This is a genomic window from Shewanella sp. Sh95, from assembly GCF_001308045.1.
GTDB lineage: Bacteria > Pseudomonadota > Gammaproteobacteria > Enterobacterales > Shewanellaceae > Shewanella > Shewanella xiamenensis.
The window spans coordinates 1-22,418 of record NZ_LGYY01000236.1 but is presented as its reverse complement, the minus strand read 5'-3'; the positions used below and the strand labels follow the sequence as shown (position 1 = coordinate 22,418).

Annotated in this window: 15 protein-coding genes and 1 rRNA gene; 7 read left to right on the top strand and 9 right to left on the bottom strand. The window is 45.5% G+C overall.

From position 1 onward, the window contains the following. Positions 1–42: 42 nt before the first annotated feature. Entirely contained in the window at positions 43–1,938 is a 1,896-nt protein-coding gene (locus AEA42_RS18185) for a VWA domain-containing protein (protein ID WP_082389679.1), read from the bottom strand. A 225-nt stretch (positions 1,939–2,163) separates the two neighbouring features. Between AEA42_RS18185 and dauA the strand changes: the two genes are divergently transcribed. The 4 genes from dauA to AEA42_RS18165 all read left to right on the top strand — a co-directional run bounded on the left by dauA (position 2,164) and on the right by AEA42_RS18165 (position 7,185). Then, entirely contained in the window at positions 2,164–3,924 is a 1,761-nt protein-coding gene (dauA, locus tag AEA42_RS18180; RefSeq protein ID WP_037429656.1) for a C4-dicarboxylic acid transporter DauA, read from the top strand. A 255-nt stretch (positions 3,925–4,179) separates the two neighbouring features. Beyond that, complete coding sequence (gene purE / locus AEA42_RS18175) at positions 4,180–4,671, top strand: 5-(carboxyamino)imidazole ribonucleotide mutase (RefSeq protein WP_037421257.1); 492 nt, start codon at positions 4,180–4,182, stop codon at positions 4,669–4,671. Further along, the gene (gene purK / locus AEA42_RS18170) at positions 4,671–5,768 is read left to right on the top strand and encodes a 5-(carboxyamino)imidazole ribonucleotide synthase (protein ID WP_055648474.1); all 1,098 of its coding nucleotides are present in this window, start codon (positions 4,671–4,673) and stop codon (positions 5,766–5,768) included. The genes purE and purK overlap by 1 nt, the downstream gene beginning before the upstream one ends. A 154-nt stretch (positions 5,769–5,922) precedes the next feature. Continuing rightward, on the top strand, positions 5,923–7,185 hold the full coding sequence (locus AEA42_RS18165) for a sensor domain-containing diguanylate cyclase (protein ID WP_055648473.1): 1,263 nt from the start codon (positions 5,923–5,925) through the stop codon (positions 7,183–7,185). A gap of 51 nt (positions 7,186–7,236) precedes the next feature. Here AEA42_RS18165 and AEA42_RS18160 read toward each other — a convergent pair whose 3' ends face one another. The 5 genes from AEA42_RS18160 to AEA42_RS18140 form a co-directional block, all read right to left on the bottom strand. Beyond that, on the bottom strand, positions 7,237–7,854 hold the full coding sequence (locus AEA42_RS18160; protein WP_037421266.1) for a lipoprotein: 618 nt from the start codon (positions 7,852–7,854) through the stop codon (positions 7,237–7,239). A gap of 156 nt (positions 7,855–8,010) precedes the next feature. Further along, positions 8,011–8,472 (bottom strand): hypothetical protein, encoded by a 462-nt coding sequence (locus AEA42_RS18155; RefSeq protein ID WP_055648472.1) that lies wholly within the window; start codon positions 8,470–8,472, stop codon positions 8,011–8,013. After that, on the bottom strand, positions 8,472–10,121 hold the full coding sequence (gene gshA / locus AEA42_RS18150) for a glutamate--cysteine ligase (protein WP_055648471.1): 1,650 nt from the start codon (positions 10,119–10,121) through the stop codon (positions 8,472–8,474). Before gshA ends, AEA42_RS18155 begins: the two co-directional genes overlap by 1 nt. 236 nt (positions 10,122–10,357) lie before the next feature. Further along, complete coding sequence (locus AEA42_RS18145; RefSeq protein ID WP_055648470.1) at positions 10,358–13,207, bottom strand: pitrilysin family protein; 2,850 nt, start codon at positions 13,205–13,207, stop codon at positions 10,358–10,360. Positions 13,208–13,346: 139 nt separating this feature from the next. Beyond that, the gene (locus AEA42_RS18140) at positions 13,347–13,772 is read right to left on the bottom strand and encodes a YqaA family protein (RefSeq protein ID WP_055648469.1); all 426 of its coding nucleotides are present in this window, start codon (positions 13,770–13,772) and stop codon (positions 13,347–13,349) included. 287 nt (positions 13,773–14,059) lie between these two features. On the opposite strand from AEA42_RS18140, the gene AEA42_RS18135 reads away from it, so the two are divergent. Continuing rightward, positions 14,060–15,301, top strand: a complete 1,242-nt coding sequence (locus AEA42_RS18135; RefSeq protein ID WP_055648468.1) for a dicarboxylate/amino acid:cation symporter — start codon at positions 14,060–14,062, stop codon at positions 15,299–15,301. 63 nt (positions 15,302–15,364) lie between these two features. Here AEA42_RS18135 and AEA42_RS18130 read toward each other — a convergent pair whose 3' ends face one another. Then, positions 15,365–15,988, bottom strand: a complete 624-nt coding sequence (locus tag AEA42_RS18130; RefSeq protein ID WP_047536903.1) for a 2OG-Fe(II) oxygenase — start codon at positions 15,986–15,988, stop codon at positions 15,365–15,367. A 225-nt stretch (positions 15,989–16,213) separates the two neighbouring features. Next, positions 16,214–18,364 (bottom strand): M3 family metallopeptidase, encoded by a 2,151-nt coding sequence (locus tag AEA42_RS18125; protein ID WP_055648467.1) that lies wholly within the window; start codon positions 18,362–18,364, stop codon positions 16,214–16,216. Positions 18,365–19,061: 697 nt separating this feature from the next. Here AEA42_RS18125 and AEA42_RS18120 point away from each other — a divergent pair. Beyond that, the gene (locus tag AEA42_RS18120; protein ID WP_055648466.1) at positions 19,062–21,119 is read left to right on the top strand and encodes a bifunctional 2',3'-cyclic-nucleotide 2'-phosphodiesterase/3'-nucleotidase; all 2,058 of its coding nucleotides are present in this window, start codon (positions 19,062–19,064) and stop codon (positions 21,117–21,119) included. Between the two features lie 227 nt (positions 21,120–21,346). After that, positions 21,347–22,063 carry a DUF2057 domain-containing protein gene (locus AEA42_RS18115; RefSeq protein ID WP_055648465.1) on the top strand — a complete coding sequence of 239 codons (717 nt, stop codon included), beginning with the start codon at positions 21,347–21,349 and terminating at the stop codon, positions 22,061–22,063. Positions 22,064–22,299: 236 nt separating this feature from the next. On the opposite strand, the gene rrf is transcribed toward AEA42_RS18115, so the two are convergent. After that, positions 22,300–22,415, bottom strand: a 5S ribosomal RNA gene (gene rrf / locus AEA42_RS18110). Positions 22,416–22,418 lie beyond the last annotated feature (3 nt).

The following is a 22,418-nucleotide window of genomic DNA, read 5'->3' as shown; positions in this document are numbered from 1 at the left end:
CAGCTCCCTAATGGTTAACTAACTGAAACATAATAATTTGGCTCATTGTTGATGCGGTTTATCCTCGGGCGGGAAAGGTTTATCTCCGACATCAAAGGATTTTTTGATTGCTACTCGCTGTGTTTGTGCAAGTGCCGCAGCAGTATCGACAAGTTGCATAAACTCATGTCGGTAGCCGCTGGTATCTTCCCCCAGCGCAGAACGTGTGAGCGCACTAAGCTTATTATAATCAAATTGATGCAAATAGTGGCTTTGATTCAGCAACTGTCCTAATCCTGCCACTGCAGCGGCAAAACGAAAATCATCACTCGCCTGCGCTAATGAGTTTACCCTTTGGTGGGCACGGATTGGATAACTCAGTAACTGGCTCTGAGTCGCATCCGGTAGCTGATAACGTAATTTAAGATAGGCGATTTCATCGCGGCTATATTTTTCATTGCCCGTTTTGGGATTATACCCATAGCGAAGTTGATCATTAGCCAAATTACCCGCATCAACATAACGCAGCTCGTAAAGTGCCGTGACGGTATGCCCAGCGCCTATTTCGCCCGCATCCACCTTGTCGTTATTAAAATCTTCACGCGCTAAGGCGCGGTTCTCATAACCGATAAGACGGTATTCGGCCACAAGAGCAGGATTAAACTCGACCTGCACTTTCACCTCTTTTGCTATGGTGAGCAAGGTTGCACTTAATTGTTCCACCAGCACTTTTCTCGCCTCATTGAGGGAATCGATATAGGCATATTGTCCATTGCCTTTATCGGCTAATTGCTCCATCAAATGGTCATTGTAATCACCCATGCCAAAACCGAGCGTAGTTAACCCAATCCCTTGTTGTTTCTGTGCGCTAACCAAATCGATTAGCTCATCGAGATTGGTCGTGCCGACATTAAAGTCACCGTCGGTCGCAAGTATCACTCGATTAATGCCGCCTTTAACAAAGTGTTTCTGCGCTAACTGATAAGCAAGCTGAATACCTTGCGCCCCATTGGTTGAACCACCCGCACTAAGCTGCTCTAACGCATAATGAAGAGTTTGACTGTCGTTACCCGCCGCGCCATCTAACACCACTCCAGCGGCGCCGGCGTAGACTACAATCGATACCTTATCCTCAGCATCCAGTTGCTGGGTCAGCATTTTCAAGGCAGTTTGCAACAGAGGTAACTTATCGGGCGATGCCATCGACCCTGACACATCCAGCAGAAACACTAAGTTACTGGCGCTCAGTTCAGCTTTACTCTGTTCATACCCCTTCAAACCAATGCGAAGTAACATCATGTCATCGTTATAGGGTGATGGAGCAAGCTCAGTCGTAACACTGAAGGGCGCCTCATTTTTACTCGGCAGTGGATAGTCATAGGAAAAATAATTCAGCATTTCTTCAACCCGCAGCGTGTCCTTTTGAGGCAATAGCCCTTCCTTTAGCATTCGCCTTAACGTCGTGTAACTGCCGGTATCGACATCAATTGCAAAAGTCGATACAGGGATCTCCCCTGCGACCATGATGCCGTTTTGCACTTGCTTCTCGAATCGATTGCGCTCAGGTCGTACAGCCCCTGGCCAATCGCCGTTTAACGCGGGCGCCGCACTGATACTGGCCGCAGGTTGAGCGATATACGATCGCCCCTCAGCATTCATTGTTTGCAGCCTAGCTAACGAGACTTGCTCCTGTATGGCGATTGCAGCATCCAATTGCCGATTGGCCTGACGCTTGGCACTTTCCTTAAGCTCTGCGCTTTGCTTAAGTTCAGCACTTTGCTTTAGCGCTGCTTGTTGCTCCGCGGCAATTTTTGCTTGAACTGCTAATTCAGTAGGGTTTTGCTGCTTCGCGGATTTATCACTGCAAGCACTCAAGCCTAATAGTACAGCGACTGTTAATCCCGAAACAACAAAGCTTAAATGCGTTTTATGGCGAAAGACTGAAGATGGATATCTCATGATAGTGACCTAGTGATTGTGACCCCAATGGTTGATATCCCTATAAACGCAGCCTAAGCACAAAAGGGTTATTTGATAAGAGAAATCGCCACACTCACTTTGCCAAGCATACTATTTATTAAAAACAAAGACATTTAAGCGTCTTTTGCAACCATGATCACACAAGAACATTCTTCTGGACTCTAGAATAGAGCCTTGTAATAAGCCGCGTTTATGGACCCACTCGTGTCACACTCTGCTCATTTGTTTTCATTAAGAATTGCCCACGCCCTTAGCGAAGCGTGCGTAAAAGATAAATATTCGTTTAAACGTTTTGGACAAGATCTCATGGCGGGTCTGACCGTCGGGATCATTGCGATACCACTGGCAATGGCACTGGCGATAGCCAGCGGTGTCGCCCCACAATATGGCTTATACACCGCAATTGTCGGTGGTTTTATTATCGCCATGACAGGTGGCTCCCGTTATAGCGTCTCGGGGCCCACGGCCGCCTTCGTCGTCTTACTCTATCCCATCGCCCAACAATTTGGGTTGGCGGGACTGCTGATCGCTACCGTCATGTCTGGCATGATGCTGGTTGCCATGGCGATGTTAAGACTGGGTAGATTAATCCTATACATTCCTGAATCGGTCACCTTAGGCTTTACCGCAGGGATTGGGGTAGTGATAGCAACCTTGCAGCTAAAAGACTTCTTCGGTCTGCATATAGAGCACATGCCAGAGCAATATTTTGCCAAACTCATGGCACTAGGTCAGGCATTGCCTGCACTTCACCTACCAAGCTTATTAGTGGCTGCTGCTACCTTAGCCACTATGCTACTCTGGCCTAGATTAAAAATCCCAGTACCTGCCCACCTTCCGGCCATCGTTTTGGGTAGTATTCTCGCTTTAGTGTTAAATGCTATGGGCGCTGATATTGAGACCATAGGAACACGTTTCCATTACCAATTAAGCGACGGCAGTGTCGGCACAGGTATCCCTGCGGTTCTCCCCCACTTTGAATGGCCTTGGTTACAAACTGGCGCCAATGGTCAAACCTTTGAATTTAATCTGGCCACTTTTCAAGCCTTACTCCCTGCCGCCTTCGCGATTGCCATGTTAGGTGCCATAGAATCGCTGCTATGTGCCGTTGTGCTTGATGGTATGACAGGCAAGCGCCATAGCGCGAACAGCGAGCTTCTCGGCCAAGGGATAGGCAATATTATCGCCCCCTTCTTTGGCGGGATCCCAGCAACCGCGGCGATTGCCCGCAGTGCGGCAAACGTTAAAGCGGGTGCTCAGAGTCCGATCGCATCGATGATCCATGCCATAGTGGTCTTGGTTGGTTTAGTCGCGCTCGCAGGAGTACTTGCCTACTTACCTATGTCGGCCATGGCCGCATTATTACTGGTTGTAGCTTGGAATATGAGTGAAGCCCCAAAAGCAGTGCACTTACTGAAAACTGCGCCCACCAGCGATATATTGGTGTTTTTAAGCTGTTTTTCACTCACGGTGATATTCGATATGGTGATCGCCATCAGCGTGGGGATTATTTTAGCCGCGCTGCTATTTATGAAAGAAATCGCGGAGATGACCAAGCTGTATGATATCAGTAGCAACAAGCGTTATATCGATCAGCCTCTGCCCGCCGACTGGGCCGTGCTCAAAATTAATGGCCCACTATTTTTTGCCGCTGCGGATCGTATTTTTGCCGAAATCGCCAGCCTCACTCAAGATAAACAAGTGATTGTACTTTACTTAGATGGGGTATCGATTCTGGATGCAGGTGGTCTTGCAGCACTCAATAAACTGATTGAAAAATGTAAGCATAACCATACTAAGTTGATTATTGCCGATTTGCAGTTTCAGCCCATTCGCACCCTTGCGAGGGCTAAAGTGCAACCGATTGAAGGGATACTGAAGTTTTATCCTACCCTGCGGGAAGCCTTAGCCGAAGCGCCATCATTTGAGCATATCGTCGAATCTAATCCAGCAGCAACCCACTAATTGCAAATTGATATTTTATCCCCAACGCACAGTATCTGCGTTGGGGTATAGGGTTTATTTAGGCCAATTCAACGAACACTTTATCCATCCTAAAGGCACTATTTTTACGCGCAAAAAACGCCAGAAATCAGGCTTTACATGGTATTATTCTGCGCCATGATGCTCCCTGCTCTTACAGGAGCCGCGAACATCGACTGTACCCAGACCTGAAACAAGGTCGAAATATAATTAAAATTAGTGAGTTAAGGAGTTATCATGCAAGCCCTTGTTGCTGTTGTTATGGGTTCTAAGAGTGATTGGCCCACAATGGAAGCCGCCGCTGAGATCATGGATAAACTGCAAGTGCCTTACCATGTTGAAGTTGTATCAGCCCATAGAACGCCAGATAAGCTGATGGAGTTTGCAGCCGGAGCCGCTGACCGTGGTTTTAAAATTATTATCGGTGGCGCGGGCGGTGCAGCTCATTTACCCGGTATGATTGCCTCAAAAACTCGCTTACCCGTATTAGGTGTACCAGTACAAAGCAAAGCGCTATCGGGCATGGATAGCTTACTGTCTATCGTGCAGATGCCAAAGGGTATCGCCGTAGGTACACTCGCCATCGGTACCGCAGGAGCCTTTAACGCTGGTCTACTGGCTTGCCAAATTCTCGCCAATAACGATGCAGATCTTGCCGCACGTTTAGAAGCCTTTAGAGAAGAACAAACCCGCGCAGTACTGGACAATCCCGATCCGAGGGAAGCCTAATGACCCAAGCAAATGCAAAATCAAAGGTTTGGGTGTTAGGGAATGGTCAACTCGGCGCTATGCTGACCCACGCAGGCGAGCCACTGGCTATCGATGTTCGCGCCGTCGATATCATGACGCCAACCGATGAAATCCTGCCGCTAGCGCCTCAGGATATTATCACCGCCGAACGCGAGCAGTGGCCCGAATCAGCCTTAAGCTTACAACTCAGTAGCCATCCGCATTTTGTTAACGGCCCAGTATTTAGCCGTTTGGCCGACCGTTACAGCCAAAAAAGCTTACTCGATCAGCTCCAAGTCCCAACGGCACCTTGGACACTTGTCGATGATAAGACCAACGTCGAAAACTTGTATCAAGCCTTTGGCCCACGCGTGTTGATGAAACGTCGCACGGGCGGTTACGATGGTAAGGGCCAATATTGGTTAAAGCAAGCCGAAGCAGGTGACATCCCCCATGATTGGCGCAACTTAGCCATTGCCGAGCAAGCAATTAACTTCGATGAAGAAGTCTCCTTAGTCGGCGTACGTACCCGTGAAGGTCAATGCGTGTTTTATCCATTAACACTCAACCTGCACCAAGATGGCATTTTGATGGCCTCAATTTCGCCACTGACTCGTCTGAATCACCTGCAAGCGCAAGCGGAAGGCATGCTGAGCGCTATTATGCATGAGCTGGAATATGTCGGCGTGATGGCGATGGAATGTTTCCGAGTTGGCGATAAGCTGCTGGTTAACGAGTTAGCGCCGCGGGTACACAACTCAGGCCATTGGACCCAAGCGGGTACCCATATGGATCAATTCCAACTGCATTTAAGAGCTTTGAGTGGGATTGCTATTCCGCAGCCACAGGTGAACTTTCAATGCGTGATGGTCAATCTGATCGGTATTGATAACGATCCTCGCTGGTTAAGCTTGCCTAATGCTGAGCTCTATTGGTACAACAAAGAGGTTCGCCCAGGCCGTAAAGTCGGGCACTTAAATCTTTCAGTGCCTAATACGGGCGTGTTAACAGATAGTATTAGCGCGTTGCAAACTTGGATGCCAAGCCAATACCAAGCGCCCCTTGCGTGGATTTTAGCCGAGTTTGCTAAAGCCTAACCGAGCCGCGCAAATCACTGATAAGGGAATATATTTATTCCTTTATCAGTGAATTTATCAACTTCGTTATATACTTATTCTTACTCAGCGTGAATGAGTTAGTGATGTGGCGATTCAATCAGACTAACCGGAGCACGAATAAAGGAACTGCCGAGTGAAATTAAGGGATAATTTTAAACGTAAAACTATTGACCGCTTAGACTATCGCTATCACCTCTTATTGTTGATTGTACCGATAGCGCTTTTCGTTTCATTGTTCGTTTTTAATGCTCCGACAGAAGGCTGGACTATTCTCCCTCTGCTGTTTGTGTGCCTAATCTATGTCATTGCCTACAGCTTAATCTACTATCTCCACCAAGGGCGTTTAACTCGCCTATGGCAACATCTAGAGCAAGTCGTGAACATTAACGATGCCATTTACGAACTTGCCCACCTGTCGAGTCAGTATAAAAATGAACATGCATTTCTCGATGCCCTGTTGAATAAAGCCGTCTCTATTATTAACGGTGCAGAAATGGGCAGCATTATCAAAGTCAATGAAGATAACCATAGACTGCATTTCGAGTCAGTAGTTGGACTCGATCTTAATAAGCTAAAACAATTGAATTTTTCCCTTGAACAATCCTTCGAGTATCGACTCACCAAGGGTAAATGTGACCGTGTAGTCGTTGTGGATGATATGAAAAATATCAATGCCGCAAGCACGCTAACAGATGAACAGCAACAGGTGCTGCTTACAGCAGCCAAGCAACCGATACGCTCCACTCTCTCCAGCCCAATACGGATTGATGGCAAACTTTACGGTATGCTGAATCTCGATAGCAGTAGTGTTGGCGCCTTTAACGACTACGACCGTAATTTGGTCTCTATTCTTACCCACGAGGCCAGCAACGCCATTGCCCTGTATCAAAAGTCATTACAAATCACTAAACTCGCCAACTTCGACAACTTAACCGGACTCTATAACCGTAAAAACTTCGAAGATGCCCTGCAACATTGGCAACCTAAGGCTCAATTAGGCAGCTTTTTAGTGATCATTGATATGGATAATCTCAAAATTATCAATGATCAACAGGGACATCAGGTCGGCGATGTGGCAATAAAAGAAGTCGCTAAAACAATCCTAGGTTTCTGGAAACACAAAGGCATTATCTCTCGGTTTGGTGGCGATGAGTTTGTCGCCCTATGCCATGGCCCGCTTGAATTACTCGAAAACGATCTGGATGCCATGCGCCTTAAGTTACATCATGAGTCGCCGCTAAATCTCAATTTTAGTGTAGGCATCGCCCCTTACGATAATGATTGGGCTAAGTCTTTTAAACAGGCTGATAATGCAATGTATGAGCAAAAGCGCGGTAAAAAACAGGCCGTTAATGCACTCGAAGCCATAGCGGCTAATAATCAGCTGCCGCAATAAACATTCGGCAACAGCTTATAGTCAATAAGCTCCTCGTACATGGGCGCAAGGTTAATCAAAAAATAGTCGCCATAACCAAGAAGAATCTAAATCCTCCTTGCAGGTTTTATACTGAGCCGCATAACGTTTGGCTCTATCATCCACCTTAGCTGCAACCTTGACTAACCAAGCCTTAGACTTATAAGAGCCTCGACGATAACCTCCCCAACCTTCGTGGTAATTGAGGTACTGCGCCTTCGCATCCCATTTAGAAATTCCATTGATTTTATTGGTCTTGTAAATAAACCAGCCCATAAAATCCATGGCATCATCAAAATTACTGCGCGAAGACCAACTATTACCAGTCTCGCGAACATAGTCATCCCACGTCATGGATTTGGCCTGCGCATAACCATAGGCATCACTGGCTCGGCCAATGGGAATAAAGCCTAAAAAGTACTGCATAGGCGGCGCCGCATTATGTTTAAACGAGCTTTCTTGATACATCATTGCCAGAGGCACATGCACGGGTACGCCCCATTTATCGCGGGTATCCTTAGCGGCCTCGTACCATGAACGATGTTCTTGAAAAATATCGCAAAGGTTGTCAGGAGATTTTGGCGGAGAAGTGGCGCAACCAGACAGAAAACCTATGGATGCACATAACAGAGTTGTCGAAAGCCATTTCATTAAGCGCTTGTTCTCCAAAGAAGTAAAACTTGCCCATCATCGCACAGTGATAGAATGAGGCAAAGCACCAATCCTGTTTTTGGCGCTAAGATCACCTTCGCGCCTATTTCCAGGTCATACTCATTAACAGAAATGACAATCCATTGTTAAAACGAACTATTTTGTTTCAGGACTTAAATCAAACTGACATTCATGATTTTCTTGTTGCCACACACCAGGCTCCCAATAGTTGGTATCTTTACCCATGTAGCGTTTATCCGTGTGGAATAATGCCCCTATGTGGTAACGCTGGTGCCCTTCGACCACTAACGTAAAGGTTTTTGGCGTTCGCGCACTAAGGGACACCCCAAGGGATGGAGCATCAATTAACTCGGCAACGGTAAACTCATATTCCCCAGGTGCTAATTGATAATTAGGCTTTGAGACCACAGGCTTACCATCTAGATGAGTCACCACCACTCGATACCAATGGGTACTAGCATCGGGTTGTAAATAGCCCGATACCGTACCACAACTTAAATCATCTTCAGGGGATGAAGCGCAACCTGAGAGTAACGCAGTAGACCCAATCAAACTGGCAGCGAGAATAAATGTCCGCATCTTCACACCTTGACTCATTAGGCTGGCGCGCCGAAATAGTCAGTCAGATAATCATCAAAGGATACCGCACTTTGCGCCGCTTCGATGTCCGCTTGCTTGTTAAGCGATGCTTGTGCCTCAGCTTGATAATCGCTGACAACCTCAGCTGATAAGGGGTAATCCATAAAATATTGATGATATTGCTGTGCCAGTGACATCACCCACTGCCCATGATCTTGCCCCTTGGTTACCAATTGCTGAAGCACTTGGCCCGACAAGGTTTTGTGTGGGTCATTTACAGCTTCACGCCAATGGGCTAAGGCCACTTGGTAATCCTGTTTATCACCATCGAGTAACTTAGCCAATGAGTCCAAATGCTCAAAGAGATCCAAGAGCCACGTCTGCAATGGCCGCGTACCCGAATCGGTCATCAGCTCAAGCCCTGGCTTGCGGCCTTCAAGCACAACTGACTTTAAGTTAGCACTTAAACGAGCTTCCTCTGCCGCATCTGATTTAGGAGAATCTGTTAATAAACAATAGAGTAAGAACAAGTCGAGGAAACGCACTTGGCTAGCCTCAATCCCAATCGGGCTAAAAGGGTTCACATCTAATGCACGTACCTCAATATATTCCACCCCTGCGCGGGCAAGTGCTTCAGAGGGTTTCTCACCACTTTTTGTCACCCGTTTAGCGCGGATAGGCGAGTAAAATTCGTTTTCAATTTGCAGCACATTAGCATTGAGTTGACGATATTCACCATCCACCTTGACGCCAATATTGGCAAAATTTGCCGATGGCATCTTAATTGCCGCTTTAATCCCCGCCAAATACTCAGGCAGAGAATTATAACTAATATTGAGATCTTCTTGCTCTTTATTGGTATAGCCCAAATCGCTCATCCGTAGCGACGTTGCATAGGGTAAATACAGTGTGCCGCGTCCCGACTTTTCAAAACGTAAATCGGTCTTTTGACCCTTGATAAATGAGCTACACAACGCTGGAGAGGCGCCAAACAAATAAGGCAACACCCAGACCAAACGGCGATAATTGCGGATAAGTCCAAAGTAAGACTCGGAGATAAAATCCTCAAAGCTCAAGCCTTTATCGCTCAGTTCATAGAGGCGTTGCCACAATTCCCGCGATACCGAGAAGTTAAAATGCACCCCAGAAATAATCTGCATCAAAGCGCCGTAACGATAAGTTAAGCCCTTACGATACAAGGTTTTCATCTTACCCGTGTTCGACTTACCGTACCGAGCAATGGGGATATTCGCCTCATCTTTTACATAGCAGGGCATGCTCACGGGCCAAAGACGCTGACCATGCAAATGCCGCACACTATAGGCATGGGTCTGGGTCAAGCCTTGCAATAGCGGCTCAACCTGATTATTCACCGGAGTAATAAATTCAAGCAGTGCTTCACTGTAGTCAGTTGTAATACGCGAGTGAGTCAAGGCCGACCCTAACTCGATGGGGTGACCATCTAGCGCAAGGTAGCCAGATTCATCAATACGTAGCGCCTCACGCTCAATTCCACGTTGCATGCCAAGGAGTGCGGCGCGCCCTTGAGCGTCCGAGAAATGTTGTACTAATTCATTGAATGGCTTCAATTTGCGCTTCTCTGATTGGTGGTTCGCTATCGCGACAAGGTTAACAGTCAGACCTTTATTTTGAGGCTTATCTTTCAAAATACGCCTCAAAATAAATCTAAACCTGTCCATGGGGCAAGCCAAATTACATTCTTCTGCGATTAAACGCGGACGGTGACAGCTAATGCTGTCACCGTCATACACTTTAACACTTTAGACAACAGCCACTTTGTGCTGCACGATTAACTTGTCTGCAATTTATACCCAAACAACCTAAAGAGGTTGAAACTCGTATCTTTGGGTTTGTTAGATATATATAAGGCCAAAAAGCTAATTTACAATACTAAAGTTTCAATTGGATAGCCTAAAGTTGCTAAATCCGCTTCAATTTTAGCCTTGTCACCCACAACCAAGATGATCATTTGTGAGATATCTAGCTCGGAAGCCGCGAGGGCATTGAGTTCATCTTTTGTTACAGTATTTATAATTTTGTCCTGCTCGGTAGTAAAATCTTGGCTTAATTGATAACGCTGAATCATCCGCATAAAACCCGCCTTCTGATAAGGCGTCTCATAATCCAACGCCTGCCCTTGGGAAACCGAGTTTCGCATAAAGGTCAGCTCCGCATCAGTCATCCCTTGCTGCTGATAAGCTTTGATTTCTTTAATAAACTCATTTAAGGCTTTAGCAGTTACATCAGTACGCACATCGCTAGAGGCGATAAACTCCCCCGCTTCACCCGCTCCCGAGAAACTTGTACGCGCGCCATAGGTATAGCCCTTATTCTCACGTAGGTTAAGGTTAATACGACTATTAAAAGCCCCCCCAAGAGGGTAGTTCATTAAATACGATTTAAAATAATTGCCTGTTGCATCATAGGGTAAGGCGCGTTTCGCAATATTGATCACCGACTGTGCAGCGCCGGGTTTATCAATCACATAAATAGTGCCCCCTTTAAGAGCAGGGAATGATTTGAGCGGCGGCAATACACTGGCCTCACCTTGCCATTGACTTAATCCTGCAAGTTTTGATAACAATGCGCTTTCAGGCAGATTTGCCACAGTAATAATTTTGGCATTAGCACCACGATACTGCTCGGCGTAAAATGCTTTCACATCCGCAAGTGTCAGCGCGGCTACTGAATCTAACGTTCCCGCATCACTCACCCCAAGGGCGTTATTGTTACCATAGAGCAAGCTATACAGCGCAGCATTGGCCTGATAGCTAGGATCAGACTGCATATGTTGAATTTGCTGTAATTGTTGCTGCTTCACGCGAGTAAAATCGGCCTCATCGAAGGCTGGCATAAATAGCTTTTCTTCTAAGATGGCTAAGGTTTCATCCAAATGCTCGGTGAGCGCTGAAACTTTAATCGTGCTTTGATATTCCGAAGCACTAAAATCGACCGTGCTACCTAACATCTCAAGCGCCTGTGACAATTGTTCACTGCTACGCTTTTGGGTCGATTCATTGAGCATTTCCGCAGTTAAGCTTGCCAGTCCCGCCTTTTCGACGGGGACGAGTCGATGACCACCGTTAAGATAAATCACCAACTCAACCGTTGGTGTCTCGGCGCTTTGAGTGCCCATCACTTCAATGCCATTGGCTAACTTACTGGTCCAGATTTGCGGCACTTTCAGCACAGGCGCAGCCCCCGTTGCGGGCATTTTTGAACGATCAAAGCTTGAAACCAATTTAGCGGTAGGTAATTCACCTTCAACCGCCGTTTGGGCGACCGGCAGCGTTTGGGCAGTGAAGTTATCGGGATGGGCAACTAAGGCCTTCATACCCTGCGGCACCACACTCATCACCACCATAGGTTTGTCTTTGATGTATTTTTTAAATACGCGCATCACATCGTCTTTAGTGACATTAACGTAACGAGCAAGGTCAGAAGCTATTTTATTCGGCTCACCAAACAAGGTTTGATTTAGCGCCAAAGTCGATACTTTTCCTTTGACACTTTGCAGACCAAATATGCTATCGGCCTCAAACTGGACTTTTACTTTTTGCAAGTCTTCGTCGGTCACGCCGCGCTGCTCGAACTCATTAATAGATGCCAAGATCCGCTGCTCAAGCTCAGCAAGCGTCGTCTCTTTTTGTGGATTAGCTAGGGCGTAAATCGACATCTGGCATGCCAACTCCTGACAAGGTTGGCTCACGCTGGCCTGCACTGCATAACCATCCTTCACCAGATTTTTATAGATTAATGAGGTTTTCCCCCCACCTAAAATATTGGCTAATAAATCCAGCGCAGCCTCATCGGGATGACTGGCATACACAGTCGGAAAACCTATACGGATCAGTGGTAAATGTACGTTATCTTCCATCGAAATATAGCGGGTCTTATCAAGCGTAACTAAGGTCTTAGGTTCGGACTGAACCTCTGGGCCTCGGGGGATTTCGCCAAAGTATTTATTAACCCAAGCTAAAGCTTGCTGCTCATCAAAATCGCCACCAATCGTCAGCGTTGCATTATTAGGGCCGTACCAGCGCTGGAAAAAGTGCTTAACATCATCCACTGTGGCGCGGTTAAGATCCTCAGGCCAGCCAATAACAGGCCAGGAATATGGATGCCCAACTGGAAACATAGCTTGATTAAAACGCTCGCTCATTCGGCCATAGGGTTGATTATCAATCCGTTGAGCGCGCTCATTTTTTACCGTCTCACGCTGCACTTCAAATTTCTCACTGGTCAGCGCTGGCAATAAAAAGCCCATACGGTCAGACTCAAGCCACAGCATTTTTTCGAGCTGATTGCTAGGGACTGTCTCAAAATAGTTGGTTCTATCAGTATTAGTGGAACCGTTAAGCATTCCACCCGCCTCGGTCACCACCTCAAAATGCTGCTCATCGGCAACGTGCTCTGAGCCTTGGAACATCATATGTTCAAACAAATGAGCGAACCCAGAGCGACCAGCGAGTTCACGGGCTGAGCCGACATGATAAGTCACATCAACATGCACTAGAGGATCAGAGCGATCCTGATGCAAAATTACGGTAAGGCCATTAGCAAGCTGATATTTTTTATAGGGAATACCGACTTGTGAATCTGTGAGTTGCACATTTTCAATTAACCTTATACCTGTAGGTATTTGGGTTGAAGTTTCAGAGGCGCAGCCTGCAAGTGCAGCGGAAATCGCAACCGCTAGTATCCATTTTTTCAAAGTATTCCCCTTATACATCAATGGGCTAAAAATTAGCTCAGCTCAAAACCTTTTATCCACAATCACTTAAGACGCTTAAATATCAGTAAAGTTCCAAGTAATACAATGACTTCCTTTACTAAATCCCGCCCTTTAACCGAACAACTGCGTTAATAAATCAACCAAGCCAGTGTAATGTCACTGCAGCTACCATAAGATAACGAACTGTTTTACCGATAAAAATCATACTAAACGCGGGTAACATGGGTAGCTTTAACCAACCCGCAAGTAAACATAATATATCCCCGATAATCGGTGCCCACGACAGTAATAAGGACCACACGCCATAACGCTCGATAAGTGTTAAGGCTTTGGCATGTTTGCCTTCACTCAATGCCTCTGGGGACTTCGCAAACCGCCCTAAACGTCCAAGATAAAAACTTGTCATCGCCCCTAAGGTATTACCAATACTGGCTACAGCAACTAATGCTAACCAAGCTTGCGGGGCTTTATTTAACAGGGCGACGAGCAAAACTTCAGATCCACCCGGTAACAAGGTGGCCGCCAAAAAAGCTCCCAAAAACATGACAATTAAGTCAGACATAAAAGCTTACTCTATGAAATTAATATTTTTTTACATTAAATATTGGGTTACAACCTTGACGTTAAAACGATGTAAAAACCAACTATTTCACAACAAACTCATTTATCACAATAAGTTATAAGAAAATCGGTTTGTTATAACCCTGTCACTGCCGATACAATGCCTTTAATGGCAGAAATTGTCCTGTACCTGACGCGCCGCTTGGTATAAGTTCATTTACTTCAAGTGGATACACATACTAGCATCTCAGGTCTATGGGCTTGTAATGATATATTTTTGGAAAACGCATGATCCTTCAAACTATTAGCCGCATCCCTTTTTGGCAAAAAGTCCTCACAGGCTTTATCTTAGGTGCGCTCGTTGGCGTGTTATTAGGCGAAAGCGCAACTGTGCTTAAACCGCTTGGCGATCTATTTATTAGCGCGATTAAAATGCTAGTTGCGCCACTGGTCTTCTGCGCTATCGTGGTAAGTATTACCTCGCTAGGCTCTCAAACCAATCTAAAACGCTTAAGCCTTAAGACCTTAGGCATGTTTATGCTAACAGGTACAATCGCCTCGTTAATCGGCTTAGCCGTTGGTTCGCTTATTGATATGGGCGGCACGATGCAACTGGCCACCACTGAAGTGCGTGAGCGCAATATACCCGGGTTTGCGCAGGTGCTACTCGATATGATCCCTGTCAATCCATTTGCCTCACTGGCCGAAGGTAAAGTACTGCAAATTATTGTGTTTGCTGCTTTAGTCGGGATTGCCATCAACAAGGTCGGCGAGAAGGCTGAGCCGCTTAAACGCACAATTGAAGCGGGCGCCGAAGTGATATTTCAACTGACTCGCATGGTGTTAAAACTCACCCCAATTGGTGTATTTGGTTTGATGGCTTGGGTGGTGGGTGAATATGGTTTATCGACCCTATTACCTCTAGGTAAGTTTATCGCCGCAATCTATATTGCAGCCCTGATACATATGATTTTTGTGTATGGTGGCTTTGTGAAATTTGCAGGCTTAAGCCCTATGCAATTTTTCCGCAAGGCTATGCCTGCGCAATTAGTGGCTTTTAGTACCTCTTCAAGCTTTGGCACGTTGCCTGCCAGTACTAGAGCAGTTGAAACCATGGGCGTTTCTAAGCGCTACAGCGCCTTTGTTATGCCGCTCGGTGCCACCATGAACATGGATGGCTGTGGTGGTATCTATCCTGCAATTTCGGCTATTTTTATCGCGCAGATTTACGGCATTCCACTCGATACCTTAGATTATGTGATGATTGCCGTCACCGCCACGGTTGCCTCTGTCGGTACTGCTGGCGTGCCAGGCAGCGCAATGGTGATGTTAACAGTGACCTTAGGTGTGATTGGGTTACCGCTCGAAGGTATTGCCTTTATCGCCGCAATCGACCGTATTATCGATATGATCCGCACCGCGACGAACGTAACTGGCGATATGATGACCGCCGTTGTGATTGGTAAATCAGAAAATGAGTTGGATATTGAACAGTTTAATGCCAAGGATACTCAAACATCGTTAGCCTAATACCTAGGATTGAATCTCTGTATACAAAAAACCACCTTAACTAAGGTGGTTTTTTTAGCCCTTTTAAAAGCCATGCATGCTGGTGCTCACCCTAAACCAACCAGCAATACTGTTACGTTGCGCCAAGGTTTTTGTCACCTCATGAGGAAAACGCTCGCTTAAGAAAATCACAAAGTGCCCCATTTTTGGCGCTATACGTTCAATCTCATTATCGGCTTCATCGTAAATAATCAGCTCGCCGCAGTCTGCTGGCGTCCAATCCGGATTTAAGAAAAACACCGTAGTTAAGATGCGGTTTTGACTGCCTTTTAGCGCATCCACATGCTTCTTATAAAAAGCGCCGGGTTGATACACAGCATAATGACTTTCATAGTCAAACAACCCCATAAATAAGCGACGATTGAGCCCATCCTTTAATTGCATCATCAAATCCAAATAGAGTGAATCAGGCTCATGCTGCTCCTCTAACCACTGAATACGATCACGACGAATATCGGGGTTAAGTTGTTGTTCTGCACCACGTCCGATGGAGGCCGCTTTCAACTCATGTATTTCTGTTGTTCGAACTTTATCCAGCAATACTTGGCTTATATGACTAGGAACTAACTCGGGTAAAAAGATATAGCCTTTGTCTACCAAGGCGTCAGCGATCACATCCAGCACTGCTTCACTTAATTGCGAAACCATTAATGCTACATCCAATATAAAGAGGCTACGCTTTAGCTGTACTCAAGGGCTCAAAGGAGGGGAAACTGAGCCTGATTTTCGAGGGGCGTCGATACGGGATAAAGAAGTTATCCCACAGTCAAATGTGGCGGGATTTTAGAGTAAAGATTATCGAAAAACAATAGCGTAAAAAAAGGCTTGATAGGTTGCCCTACCAAGCCTTTGGCCCTTTTTACAATGACTCGTTTAGTCGACTAAACCACGACGTTTTAATAAGGCATCGGTCGTAGGTTTTTGACCAGTAAAGTGGATGTAATTCTGCATCAAATCTTCGCTGTTGCCTTTAGACAATACCGCTTCACGGAACTTATCGCCGTTTTCAGCTTTTAAGCCCCCATGTTGGCCCATATAGGCGAAAGCATCGGCGGCAAACACTTCTGTCCACAGGTAAGCGTAATAACCGGCTGAATAGCCACCCGAGAAGGCATGGCTAAAATAGCTCGACTTATAACGCGGTGGGATCGGCGCGAAATCGAGGCCGTGTTTGGCTAACACTTGATGCTCAAACTGTTCCACATCCTTGATTTGGGTGTCGGCACCAATCGAATGCCATTCCATATCCAGTAATGCAGCCGCTAAATACTCAACGGTATCAAAACCTTGACCAAATTTATTCGAAGCTAAGATTTTATCGAGTAAGGCTTTAGGAATAGGTTCACCAGTTTGGTAGTGTTTGGCGTAATTGGCAATGACCGCAGGGTCAATGTTCCAATCTTCGTTAACTTGAGACGGAAACTCCACAAAGTCGCGCGCCGTAGAGGTGCCCGCCACACTTGGGTATTTCACCTTGGAGAATAAACCATGCACCGCATGACCAAATTCATGGAACATAGTGGTCACTTCATCGAAGGTCATCAAGGTTGGGCCGTCAGCAGGTTTCGGGATATTCAGGGCGTTATACACGACCGGTTTAGTACCGAGTAGTCCGCTCTGAGTGACAAACTCATCCATCCAAGCGCCGCCGCCCTTGCCTTCACGGGCATAAGGATCGAGATAGAACAGGCCAATTGAGCTGTTGTCTTTATCGAAAACCTCAAAGGCGAGCACATCGCTATGCCATACTGGTAAATCGGTGCGAGGTTTAATGCTAATGCCGTAGAGTTTGTGCATTGCGAAGAACAAACCATCCTTGAGCACTGAATTGAATTCAAAATAAGGTTTGATGCTGCTCTCGTCGAGGGCATACTTTTGTTGGCGCACTTTCTCGGCGTAATAAGCCCAATCCCAAGGTTGTAATTCAAAATTGCCACCAGCTTTTTTGATTTCAGCTTGGATATCCGCCGCATCTGCCTTAGCGTGAGCCAACGCCTTAGGCGCCAAGTCATCTAAAATTTCATACACTGCGCTTGGCGTTTTAGCCATTTGGTCGGCCACGGCATAGGCAGCCCAAGTATCAAAGCCGAGTAAATTAGCTTTCTTGGCGCGCAGCTGCGCCATCTTCACGATTAAAGGGCCATTGCTAGCAACGGCGCGGTGGGCCGAGGTTTCCCAGACTTTTTGGCGCAGTTCACGATTATTTAAACTGGCTAAAATAGGCTGACGCGTCGTGTTCACTAAGGTAATCAAGTAACCCGTTTTACCCGCTGCTTGCGCTGCGGCCGCTAAGGTCGCGATTTCACTGTCAGATAAACCGTCTAGCTGTGCCTTGTCTGTCACGACAATCACATCGTCTTTAAATGACTTTAAGCTGTTTTGGGAAAACTCAGTCGCAAGGGTGGCCAACTCAGCGTTGAAATCACGCATTTGGGCTTTATCGGCATCGGATAATTTGGCCCCAGCACGCACAAACTGCTCGTAATAAAACTCGACTAGGCGCTTATCTTCAGCATTTAACGTGTCACGTTGTTGATACACGGTTTCAACACGTGCAAATAAGCTTGGATCTAAATAAATGTTATCGCGATGAGCCGATAACTTAGGCGCTAAATCCGCCTCCGTTTTTTGAAAATTATCATCGGAGATCAAACCCGCGAGGTTAAAGAAGGTGCGTGACACTCGAGTCAACAACCCACCCGACGTTTCCATAGCTAAAATGGTATTCTCAAAGGTCGGTGCCTGTTTATTGCCAATAATGGCGGCGATTTCAGCCTCGTGCTCTTTTATCCCCTGCGCAAAGGCGGGGGCATAATCCGAGCTCTTGATCAAATTAAACTGCGGAGCTTGATCTTGTAATGGACTCTTGCTTAATAACACATTGGTCGCATCTATTTGAGCTGATGTTGAAGCAGCTTTGGCTGCAACAGCATTAGTAGCTTCAGAATTTACAGCAGAATTTTCAGAACAGGCGCCCAATAACAACGCCGCGGTAACAGCGGTAAAAATAACAGACTTACGCATATTAACTCCCTTAAGTGTCACTGCCCTGTCTTTATATTTTTTAAGTGAAAGGTGCGAGTAACGGATTTTGGCTTCTCTTCCAACGAGTGCATCTTCAAGGCACTGTCGTCGATGCACAACCTTAGCAAGTTAACCGCCATTCAGCCAAGCTTTCGACCAACGTATTCAAGGCTAAATTGTATCGCTTTATGTGTGACGAACCTCAAATAACATCATCAAGCGAGCACCACTGCCATGCCCACATTACATCTGAATAACAAAAATTATAAACAACATGATAAATATAAAAATAATTTAATTTAAAAATAATAAGTTACCTAAGAACAATTATAAAAACGCTAAAGGTTAACGCGATAACGATATAAAAATCGGCTTAAAACCAAACCATTTAAATAACAAATATTAATTATTTTTAACATACAACCAATCCAAGTGTTTATCCAATAGACAAACAAAAATCACGTCATATATCGGTTGTAATTTAATCAATCGAATTCATTGTCACAATTTAATACAGCCTTTATCCAATTAATGTCACATTCAGATCATCAAATGTCTTTATAATCCTGTTCGTTAACTTAATGCTTCTGTAACTAATCGTTTTCAGAACAGTTTCAGAATATAAGTTAACAGGATGATGGGCATGCTCAAAAATAGAGCATGTATTAGGGTCACATAAATATAAATAGAGAAAACTATGTTAAATAAAAAACTACTCGCAGTGATGATCACTGCCGCCCTTGGTGTAAGCGCCTGTGGCTCAGATGATGAGCCAATTGTTCAAGCGGATTTACGTGTACTAGAAACCACCGATCTGCACACGAATATCATGGATTTCAACTACTACAGTGGTAAAGAAGACCCAACAATTGGTCTCGCGCGTACCGCAAGTTTAATTCATGCGGCTCGTCAGGAGTCCAAAAACAGTGTGCTCGTTGATAACGGCGATCTGCTTCAAGGCAGTCCAATGGGCGACTATATGGCTAAAGTCGGCCTGCAAATGGGTGATGTTCATCCGGCTTATAAAGCGATGAACCTACTAGATTATGAAGTGGGGAATATCGGGAATCACGAATTTAACTATGGTTTAGACTTTTTAAATAAATCACTTCATGGTGCTAAATTTCCTTATATTAACGCCAACGTATATTGTGCTGATGAAAACGGTTGTTGGAATAATGTGAAAAAAGGTGAGCATTTATTCACCCCATATATCATTAAAGAAAAACAAATTATCGATAACGAAGGAAATAACCAAACCATTAAGATTGGTTATATTGGTTTTGTGCCGCCACAAATCTTATTGTGGGATAAACAAAATCTTACTGGCAAAGTTAAGGTTGAAGATATCGTCGAGACAGCAAAGAAATATGTGCCTGAAATGAAGGCGAAAGGCGCTGATTTGATTATCGCGATCCCCCACTCTGGTATCGGTTCAACAGAGAATCCTGGCGATCCAATGGCGGAAAACGCTACCTACGCGTTAACGAATGTAAAAGATATTAATGCCATTATGTTTGGTCACAGCCACTCCATCTTCCCCGATGCCAAATATGCCGACCTACCTAATACAGATGTGACTAAGGGTCTATTAAACGGCGTCCCAGCCGTCATGCCTGGACGTTGGGGTGATAACTTAGGTGTGGTTGACTTTAAACTAGAGCGTAAAGACGATAAATGGGTGGTACTTAGTGCAACGACTAAGGCTCGTCCTATCTATGATGGCGCAACTAAAACGCCATTAGTGGAAGCAGACGCTGCCATTCATGATGCAGTCGCCGCCGAGCACCAAGGCACGCTTGCCTTCGTGGATGAGCCAATTGGGGTTGCTGCCGCCGATATGTATAGCTTCTTGACCTTAGTGCAGGACGATCCAACGGTGCAAATCGTTTCCGATGCACAAATTGCCAACGTCAAAGCCAAACTCCCTGAAGCGCTAAAAGATCTGCCTGTATTATCGGCCTCTGCGCCATTCAAAGCCGGCGGACGCCATGGCACAACCAGCGATGCAGACCAATACGTACAGGTGGATAAAGGCGCATTAACCTTTAAAAATGCTGCTGATCTTTATCTCTATCCTAATACCATGGTGGCGGTAAAGGCCACAGGTGCAGAGCTGAAAGACTGGCTGGAATGTTCCGCTAACCAGTTTAAGCAAATCGACCCAACCAAGACTACGCCGCAGGAGTTAATCAACTGGGATGGTCACCCAACCTATAACTTCGACGTACTCGATGGTTTAACTTATAAAATTGATGTCACTCAACCAAGTAAGTTCGACCGTGACTGCGCTGTTGTCAACGCCAATGCTAACCGTATCGTCGATTTAAGCTATACCGATGAAAATGGTAAAGTATTCACTGGCGAAGAATTTGCAGCCAAAGAATTTATCGTGGCCTCAAATAACTATCGCGCCTTTGGTGGTAAGTTCGCCGGTACAGGCAGTGACCATGTGGTTCTGGAACTGCCAGATACCAACCGTGAAGCCTTAGCGGCCTATATCACGGCGCAATCTAAGTACAATGAAGCAACAGGCAAGTACGAAGGCATGGTAAACCCAAGTGCTGACTACAACTGGGATTTCAAAACCATCAACACGAATGTGACCCTTGATATTCGCTTCCAAACCCAAGATAGCGATAAAGCCGCAACCTTTATCGAAGCGAATAAACAACGCGAAATGACCAAACTGAGTAAAGATGAACTCGGTTTTGCCGTGTACCGCATCAACCTAAGCCAGGATAAAGCAAAGTAATTTGCATTACTTCCACTTAGATTAAGTTAAAGAGAATTAGGTTTAACCTAGCTTCGTGCTTTGGATCAGAAAAGGCTCTTCGTGAGCCTTTTCTTTTAGTTTCATCCCTGCATGCTCTAAACCTTAACAAAATAAACTAAATGAGTTTATTCCTTTGCCATCTAAGGTTTTGTGTAATCCGCTATCTCACTTATCATTAATACGTGATATAAACGAAGAGAAAGCTTATGAAATCCCCTTCTATACTGTGTGCATCAACCCTATTGCTTGCCAGCCTGCAACCCGTTTGTGCCGAAGTCATTCTACAGCTTCCAGGCGATGTCGAGCTGCTCACCGTAAATGGACAAAAGCCATTAAACACCTCACCTGTTACGCTAAGTAATGGATTGAACCAAATCGCTTTTCGCTACAATGCTCAATACCGTAAACAGGCAAATTCAGTACGCAATCAATCGGACGTGCTGATCATTCGCTTTAATCAAACAGACCAAGAATTACATCTCAAACTGCCCAATATAGATTCGGCTAAGGCTGCAAAGCAATTCGATGAGTTACCATTACTCATGCTTTTAGATAAGCATAATCAAGTGATTGCGTTCGACCAAGATAGATTAGTGAAAAACGGGTTACAGATAGGGCGAAACTTCGAGCAGGAAATCTTTCAGTATAATCAGGGACAACATCCCGCCTCGATAACGTTTACCACTCAGCAAAGCCTGCCTCAAGTATCAACGACAACGAGTGCACCAACTCTGCCTGCCACCTCTTCTGCGACGTCCACTATAGTTACCACCACAGCAGTCGCATCCACAGCTGCAATAACACAAAGCACAGCGCCTGATTCACCAACTCAAGCCGAAATCAGCCATATGCTGGATTATTGGTATCACCTCGCCGATGACGTCACTAAAGCAAAGTTCAAAGCCAAAATTAATGGGCAATAAGCTTATTCGTTACTTTTTGCGCAGCAGCAAACTAGCATGGTCACGCTAACCCCAATTCAGAATAGAGCAGCCTAGGTTGCTCTTTTTATTGACCTGATGTTATGAGGCTAAATTTTAAGAGTAACCCAATCTGAAATGGTATCTAAGGGAGAATGTAAAAGTGAAAAAAGCAGAAAATGAAAACACCAAATGCAAAAAAGCCAGCTTATTCAGCTGGCTTCATTGTTTAATTAGGCGCTTGGCGATGACCTACTCTCACATGGGGAGACCCCACACTACCATCGGCGCGATTGCGTTTCACTTCTGAGTTCGGGATGGGATCAGGTGGGACCACAATGCTATTGTCACCAAGCAA

What these genes read in the sequence shown, in the direction of transcription:
- AEA42_RS18185 (WP_082389679.1), bottom strand. Translation starts at nt 1,938, where the DNA reads ATGAGATATCCATCTTCAGTCTTTCGCCATAAAACGCATTTAAGCTTT.
- purE (WP_037421257.1), top strand. Translation starts at nt 4,180, where the DNA reads ATGCAAGCCCTTGTTGCTGTTGTTATGGGTTCTAAGAGTGATTGGCCC.
- purK (WP_055648474.1), top strand. Translation starts at nt 4,671, where the DNA reads ATGACCCAAGCAAATGCAAAATCAAAGGTTTGGGTGTTAGGGAATGGT.
- AEA42_RS18160 (WP_037421266.1), bottom strand. Translation starts at nt 7,854, where the DNA reads ATGAAATGGCTTTCGACAACTCTGTTATGTGCATCCATAGGTTTTCTG.
- AEA42_RS18155 (WP_055648472.1), bottom strand. Translation starts at nt 8,472, where the DNA reads ATGAGTCAAGGTGTGAAGATGCGGACATTTATTCTCGCTGCCAGTTTG.
- AEA42_RS18145 (WP_055648470.1), bottom strand. Translation starts at nt 13,207, where the DNA reads ATGTATAAGGGGAATACTTTGAAAAAATGGATACTAGCGGTTGCGATT.
- AEA42_RS18140 (WP_055648469.1), bottom strand. Translation starts at nt 13,772, where the DNA reads ATGTCTGACTTAATTGTCATGTTTTTGGGAGCTTTTTTGGCGGCCACC.
- AEA42_RS18135 (WP_055648468.1), top strand. Translation starts at nt 14,060, where the DNA reads ATGATCCTTCAAACTATTAGCCGCATCCCTTTTTGGCAAAAAGTCCTC.
- AEA42_RS18130 (WP_047536903.1), bottom strand. Translation starts at nt 15,988, where the DNA reads ATGGTTTCGCAATTAAGTGAAGCAGTGCTGGATGTGATCGCTGACGCC.
- AEA42_RS18125 (WP_055648467.1), bottom strand. Translation starts at nt 18,364, where the DNA reads ATGCGTAAGTCTGTTATTTTTACCGCTGTTACCGCGGCGTTGTTATTG.
- AEA42_RS18120 (WP_055648466.1), top strand. Translation starts at nt 19,062, where the DNA reads ATGTTAAATAAAAAACTACTCGCAGTGATGATCACTGCCGCCCTTGGT.
- AEA42_RS18115 (WP_055648465.1), top strand. Translation starts at nt 21,347, where the DNA reads ATGAAATCCCCTTCTATACTGTGTGCATCAACCCTATTGCTTGCCAGC.